This window comes from Luteimonas notoginsengisoli, from assembly GCF_042648885.1.
In the GTDB taxonomy this organism is placed as follows: domain Bacteria; phylum Pseudomonadota; class Gammaproteobacteria; order Xanthomonadales; family Xanthomonadaceae; genus Luteimonas; species Luteimonas notoginsengisoli.
Genome location: NZ_JBHRYF010000006.1, coordinates 1 through 6286, shown reverse-complemented (window position 1 = coordinate 6286; position 6286 = coordinate 1). Strand labels below are relative to the sequence as shown.

The window sequence follows — 6286 nt, the reverse complement described above, 5'->3', positions numbered from 1 at the left end:
CCAATCTCCTTGTCGTTGGGGATTGGACTCCAGATCGCGGCGCTACTCAAAGGTGGGGGGACGTCGAATGTAATCGCAACCTGGCAGTCACTCGAACGGTCACTTGTGGCTCTCGCAGCGGCCTAACAATTCGTCCAAGCCGACGCCGCTTCGCGGCGCGGCTTAACTCAGGTGTTAGGCGGCTATGACCCTTCTCTGGATCGTCATTGCACTAGCTGTTTCGTCTCCTGCTGGCACAGGCAACGCAGCCTGCTCACAACTGGATCCGGAGCTCCTTCACTGCCCAGCACCGGAGGCCCCTCGGATCACCGAGCTTCGCGAGGGTAGGGTGACCCTGGAGCTCTATATCGATCCAGACGGGTCAGTTCGCTCCTCCAAGGTCCTTACGTCGTCCGGCCATCCCGCTTGGGCTAGTGCCGCTCAGGCAGCGGTGGCAGAGTGGCGCTATGTGGCGGGTTCGGGGTCTCGTACGCGGGAGGTTCCCTTTGACTTCCTGTTTAGTGTCCCGTAGCCGCCTAACAATGCGTTCAAGCCGAAGCCGCTTCGTTCCACCAACCACATGGCAGGTCAAGCTTGCCATGTGGTTGGCTCCACTACGCGTCTCGGCTTAACTTAGGTGTTAGGCCTTGTTTCCCGCACTGTTGTCGTCGGGTTCCAGGCGATCTGTAGCGCATCGCTCATCCGCAGCGTTTGCACCTCGCACGCGCGGTGCAGGCATCGGCTATCAGCCCTTCAGCACCTCGGCTTCGGACAGGCGCGGCTCTTCGCAAGATTCGACCTACCGGGTCGGCTTCGGGCAGTGCGCGGTGCGAGTTCTTGGCCGCGCGCATGGTGCGTTTCGGCAGCACCAGACACGGCGCTTGTTGTACTGTTCGCCTCAGGGGTTGGGCTGCCGCACGTCGGGCGCAGGCGCCAGGGAACGGCGGCCTAACGAGTCGTTCAAGCCGATGCCGCTTCGCGGCACGGCTTAACTCTGGTGTTAGGCCGCTCTGGAGGCCTTCTCTCGTGGAGATATCTGCCCATATCCGCAGTGGCTTTGACGTCCACGAGCTCGTCGTTTCAACCGACGGGACTTCGCGACCGCTCGTCATCTCTGCTAAGCCTTCCGGTCGAGGCAGTGCCGTTAATGGAGGCGAGCTTTTGATGGCTGCACTCGCAACCTGCTACTGCAATGACCTGTACCGTGAAGCCTCCCGACTGGGTGTCCCGATCGCGGGCTGTGAGGTGCGGGTACAGGGCTATTTCGACGGCGTTGGTCTTGCCGCCCAGAGCGTTACGTACTCAGCCGTCGTGGAGTCCTCAGCGCCGGCGGCCCAGGTCGAGGCTTTACTGTCTGAGACGGATCGGCTGGCGGAGGTCCATAACACACTCAGGACCGGTTGCGCCGTCAATCGTGTTGCATGGCATGGGTTCGCGGCCTAACAATGCGTTCAAGCCGAACCCGCTTCGTTACGCGGCCCAGGCGGCAGGTAAAGCTTGCCACCTGGTCCACTCCACTGCGCGGGTCGGCTTAACTTAGGTGTTAGGCACCGGAATCATTCTCCAGGCAACTGATCGATGGATGAAAGACTACTCAAGAGATACCGCGAGTACGCAAGCACGGAAGAAGCGTTCGCCGTTCTCCTCGTAAAAAAGCACCTCGCGCAAGCGAAAGGCCACTGGGTTGATGTCGTCAGCTGCCGTCGCTACGAAATGTCGCCCGACAATATGCACTTTAGATTCGTAGTTGGCGGCTTGTTCAAGAGAAAAATTCACCCAAAGTACCCGCCGAGATCCGACTACACGATCAATGGCAAGTTTGATGAGCGTGGCTACTACCTGATGACACGCGCCATAACTTGGGAAACGGCCCATACTGATATTGAGCAGCAAAAGACAAAGCATGTCGCGCCCCTAAAGTTCGAGATCAAGGGCGTTAGCTACGACAAAAATGCAGGCAACAAGGGCTTTTTCCGAGACGACGCACCGCCAGAGATCAAGGCTCTCGCGGACAACCTTAACGACCGGACAAACCCGCTATGGGACAGGGCTCTACAGTATGCCAATGCACCAGAGTTTGTTTATGAGGTTCGTCATGCCCGAGTCCTCCCGTCCGGTGCCTAACAATTCATTCAAGCCGAACCCGCTTCGCGGGTCGGCTTAATTCAAGCGTTAGGCCGCTCGGGACACATCAAAGGCTGTGCGGTTTTGGTGCGCCTGCCAGTGCACGGCGCAAGCCTGTCACTCCAGACACGATCGCAGTCGGTCTGTCCTCGATACTCCCTGGCGCAGGCCGCTGGCTCACGGACGGGCTTGCCATTGCTCCCTCCAGATCGCTTCCGGTGCAAGCGCGTCCTTCGGCAAGATCTGTCGTAAAGTTCGCCGCGGTGGGGCGTCGTCTCTTCGGCCGGCGGCCTAACAGTTCAATCAAGCCGAACCCGCTTCGCGGGTCGGCTTATTTCAAGGTGTTAGGCGCTAGTGATCGACTCCGACGAGCTCCATGCGATTCTGCACAAGGCACTTGAGGACACCTCTCAAGTGTTCACCGGCCATGTCCAGGATGCGGACGCTTATATCGCAGAGGGTAAAGATCACCTCCTCGCGCATGTTCTTGATCCGCCTGTGCTGGCGGTGGCAGTGCCAAACGATCATGCGCGTTCCTGCAAAGTGACAATTGACAGACTTGAGGGTTATGCCCTGGCCAGCTCAGAGAGCTACTGGTTGCTCTACTGCCCCGAGGACCGACTGTTCTGGTTGGCCTGGGGTTCTGATCCGCTTAACCTCAGCCTATCGGGCTTCAGCGGGACGGATGCCCTTGAAGTCTGGCTATGCTAGCGCCTAACAATGCGTTCAAGCCGACACCGCATCGGGGCGCAAACCACATGGCAGGTATAGCTTGCCATGTGCTTCACGCCCCGCTGCGGCGCGGCTTAACTTAGGTGTTAGGCCGCTCGGGACACATCAAAGGCTGTGCGGTTTTGGTGCGCCTGACAGTGCACGGCGCAAGCCTGTCACTCCAGACACGATCGCAGTCGGTCTGTCCTCGATAGTCCCTGGCGCAGGCCGCTGGCTCACGGACACACTTGCCATTGCTCCCTCCAGATCGCGTCCGGCGCAAGCGCGTCTTCCGGCCAGTTCTGTCATAAAGTTCGCTGCGGTGGGGCGTCGTCTCTTCGGCCGGCGGCCTAACAGTTCAATCAAGCCGAACCCGCTTCGCGGGTCGGCTTATTTCAAGGTGTTATGCGTGGGTAGGCGTTTCTTGTGTGATGTCGCTGTAGCTCGCTCGCACTTGGTTGCAAGTATTGTTGGCGTACGGCACAGCCCGCACTCGCCGTCTGCACTGGCGCCGACACACGGGTTGTTGTTCGGCGGTTTGGACGGCGCCGCCTGGCCCAGCGAGATCATCGGCCCAGATGGGCGGCGCACTTGGCGTCACTGACCCGGCTTTGGCGGGTGGCACGCCCGGCGCCGGTCGCGGCACCTCCCCTCGCTGGCGTTCCTTTCATTCGGTTACGACAGGCTCCCGATTTTTGCGGGAACCGTTGCACGCCTTCACTTCGCCAGATACCTTGGCGCATAACAGTTCGTTCAAGCCGAAGCCGCTTCGCGGCTCGGCTTAACTCAGGTGTTAGGCCGCAAGTGAGAGGTCATTGAGAGTCTTCGCAGCCATCCTCATACTGACCATCGCAGCCGCGATCAATCTCTTTGCCATCAAATTCGGCATGGAGGACACGCGACCCATAGTGCGTTTCTCCTCGGTGGCATCTGGATCTCTTGCAATCCTTTGCGCCATCGCGACACCGGGAGCAATCCTTCGCTTTTTGCTATCTGCTGACACATTGGCGCTTACACATATATTCATTGCAGGCGCAGCTCTATTCACCTGCATTTCTCTTGCTCTAGATATTGCAATTGCCATCAGGCTGCAACGTAGTGCGGCCTAACAATTCGTTCAACCCGAACCCGCTTCGTTCCACCAACAACATGGCAGATAAAGCTTGCCATGTTGTTGGCTGCACTACGCAGGTCGGGTTAACTCAGGTGTTAGGGCTCAAATGGTCGCATCAATCACGCTGTCGGATTCACAAGCAAAGAAAAGGATGCGTGAGCTATGGCCGGTTTACGCGCCAAACTGGCTAGGCTCAACCGGTAGATGGGTCAGACTTTTGCCGTTCCCTGTTAGGAACGGACCTCGTCAACCATATCTTCATCATCCAGGCGGAGCGCTAGTCACAAATCCGGACGGGATGTTTGGTGCATTCTGTGAGCACCACGTCGATCTACTTGTAATCGAGCATTGCAGTACGCTCCAGAACTTCTATGACAAGAGATCCCGTTACACCACTAGCCACGATGGTTTGCTGCTCGCTTTGCCGCGGCCTTGGAGAGAGGATTGGCTTGGAACCATCCATGGAGGTCGAGGTGGTAAGAAGCTTGAGTTTGGGAAGATTGTTGAGCTGAGTCGAAAGAGCACCTTCAAGCCTTGGGAAGGCCGTCCTTACTACCACGGCGCTCCGGACAACGAGAGTGACTGGAAGTTTCCAATTAGGAGCGTGCTCTGTTGCTACTTTCTGAAGCCAAAGGATTTCGCACGGGTCCGTGACAGCGGAAATCTGATCCCGCGTCACGAGTACATTAGCAAGCATGGTCGCCTTGGCCAGATAAATCATCCCAAGTTTAGAGAGTGGCTCAGTGCGGCGCTTGCGGCAAAGCAGGTCTATTGAGCCCTAACAATTCATTCAAGCCGAACCCGCTTCGCGGGTCGGCTTAATTCAGGTGTTAGCGCCCACTACCAGCCATCGCCGAGCCACAAGCTGCCAAGAGCATCCCACTATGAAGATGACATTTGCACTCGCCGCCATCCTCCTCTCAATCAGCTTCGTCGCTGATGCCCAGGATTGCGACTGGCAGGTCAGCCGAAAGATCGATCCTATGACTGACAAAGAGCAATGCCTGATATCTTCATCTAGCGCAGCCATCTCGCTATTCGCAGACAAAGACAGCATCTCGTTCGTTACAGGTAGCGTCTATTCACGCCACGGCGGCAGCGATGGCTTGCGCGTGCGCATCGATGAGAACACAGCAATTAGCATATCGCCACGAGGACGCTCAACCAGCAACTTCGAGGAAGACGCGCGTAATGCGTTGCGAGAGATTTTTACGGGCGCTCGCCTTCGCACGTCCTATCTTGACTATCCATCCAACAAGTCTGGCGATGCTCAAATTTGCAACCTGCCAGAACTCTTAGCAGATTGCGGCGCCCCACTGGAGCGTCTAAAGGACACGCGCAGCCAAGCGGAAATAATCAGAGACATGACGCGGTGACGTGGGCGCTAACAATTCGTTCAAGCCGAACTTGCTTCGTTACACCAAAGCCATGGCAGAAAAAGCTTGCCATGGCTTTGGCTCCACTACGCAAGTCGGCTTAACTCAGGCGTTAGGCCGCTCGGGACACATCAAAGGCTGTGCGGTTTTGGTGCGCCTGCCAGTGCACGGCGCAAGCCTGTCACTCCAGACACGATCGCAGTCGGTCTGTCCTCGATAGTCCCTGGCGCAGGCCGCTGGCTCACGGACACACTTGCCATTGCTCCCTCCAGATCGCGTCCGGCGCAAGCGCGTCCTTCGGCCAAATCTGTCGTAAAGTTCGGCCCGGTGGGGCGTCGCCTCTTCGGCCGGCGGCCTAACAGTTCAATCAAGCCGAACCCGCTTCGCGGGTCGGCTTATTTCAAGGTGTTAGGCATCAGGGGGAAAGTTCGTGGCGCCGGACACAATCTTTGGCATTGCTATCGCGGCTGTGGTCGTCATAGGGCTGGTGGCCAAGCTGCTACCCAAGAGCCGACCCAAGTCGCAGTTCTTTAAGTGCTCGCGGTGCAATACGGCGTCGCGCCACAACGACCGCACCATCGAGGCCTGGCGCAACAACAAGACCAAGTTCTTCTGCCAAGCCTGTCACAGCAAATGGCTTGCCTCTCAGCCGCCGCGCGTGCGGGAGCAATTCTCTTCCCGCAGCTCCGCGTCTGGCAGTTCCGGCTGCCTCGGTGTCGTGGCATTGTTTGCATTGTTACCGCTGGGCGGCGGCCTACTCATGTGGGCTGTTGCCTAACAATTCGTTCAAGCCGAACTTGCTTCGTTACACCAAAGCTATGGCAGGAAAAGCTTGCCATAGCTTTGGCTCCACTACGCAAGTCGGCTTAACTCAGGTGTTAGGCCGCTCGGGACACATCAAAAGCTGTGCGGTTTTGGTGCGCCTGCCAGTGCACGGCGCAAGCCTGTCACTCCAGACACGATCGCAGTCGGTCTGTCCTCG

Annotated in this window: 7 protein-coding genes; 6 read left to right on the top strand and 1 reads right to left on the bottom strand. The window is 57.9% G+C overall.

Annotated elements, in window-relative coordinates:
- Positions 1–184: 184 nt before the first annotated feature.
- From ACFOM9_RS07950 to ACFOM9_RS07935, 4 genes are all read left to right on the top strand, one after another.
- A complete protein-coding gene (locus ACFOM9_RS07950) occupies positions 185–511 on the top strand; it encodes a TonB family protein (RefSeq protein WP_386708673.1) in 327 nt (108 codons plus the stop codon).
- A 317-nt stretch (positions 512–828) separates the two neighbouring features.
- Positions 829–1422 carry an OsmC family protein gene (locus ACFOM9_RS07945; RefSeq protein ID WP_386708670.1) on the top strand — a complete coding sequence of 198 codons (594 nt, stop codon included), beginning with the start codon at positions 829–831 and terminating at the stop codon, positions 1420–1422.
- A gap of 135 nt (positions 1423–1557) precedes the next feature.
- Positions 1558–2103: a hypothetical protein gene (locus ACFOM9_RS07940; RefSeq protein ID WP_386708668.1), complete on the top strand. Its 546-nt coding sequence runs from the start codon at positions 1558–1560 to the stop codon at positions 2101–2103.
- Between the two features lie 354 nt (positions 2104–2457).
- Positions 2458–2814 carry a hypothetical protein gene (locus ACFOM9_RS07935; protein ID WP_374012732.1) on the top strand — a complete coding sequence of 119 codons (357 nt, stop codon included), beginning with the start codon at positions 2458–2460 and terminating at the stop codon, positions 2812–2814.
- A gap of 1445 nt (positions 2815–4259) precedes the next feature.
- Here the strand turns inward: ACFOM9_RS07935 and ACFOM9_RS07930 are convergent.
- Positions 4260–4649, bottom strand: a complete 390-nt coding sequence (locus tag ACFOM9_RS07930; RefSeq protein WP_386708665.1) for a hypothetical protein — start codon at positions 4647–4649, stop codon at positions 4260–4262.
- Between the two features lie 169 nt (positions 4650–4818).
- Between ACFOM9_RS07930 and ACFOM9_RS07925 the strand changes: the two genes are divergently transcribed.
- Both ACFOM9_RS07925 and ACFOM9_RS07920 read left to right on the top strand, forming a co-directional pair.
- Positions 4819–5304 (top strand): hypothetical protein, encoded by a 486-nt coding sequence (locus tag ACFOM9_RS07925; RefSeq protein WP_386708662.1) that lies wholly within the window; start codon positions 4819–4821, stop codon positions 5302–5304.
- A gap of 430 nt (positions 5305–5734) precedes the next feature.
- Entirely contained in the window at positions 5735–6082 is a 348-nt protein-coding gene (locus ACFOM9_RS07920; protein ID WP_386708659.1) for a hypothetical protein, read from the top strand.
- Positions 6083–6286: the final 204 nt, after the last annotated feature.

Excerpts from the sequence above, each read along its gene's own strand:
- ACFOM9_RS07950 (WP_386708673.1), top strand. The coding sequence starts at position 185 with ATGACCCTTCTCTGGATCGTCATTGCACTAGCTGTTTCGTCTCCTGCT.
- ACFOM9_RS07945 (WP_386708670.1), top strand. The coding sequence starts at position 829 with ATGGTGCGTTTCGGCAGCACCAGACACGGCGCTTGTTGTACTGTTCGC.
- ACFOM9_RS07940 (WP_386708668.1), top strand. The coding sequence starts at position 1,558 with ATGGATGAAAGACTACTCAAGAGATACCGCGAGTACGCAAGCACGGAA.
- ACFOM9_RS07930 (WP_386708665.1), bottom strand. The coding sequence starts at position 4,649 with ATGATTTATCTGGCCAAGGCGACCATGCTTGCTAATGTACTCGTGACG.
- ACFOM9_RS07925 (WP_386708662.1), top strand. The coding sequence starts at position 4,819 with ATGACATTTGCACTCGCCGCCATCCTCCTCTCAATCAGCTTCGTCGCT.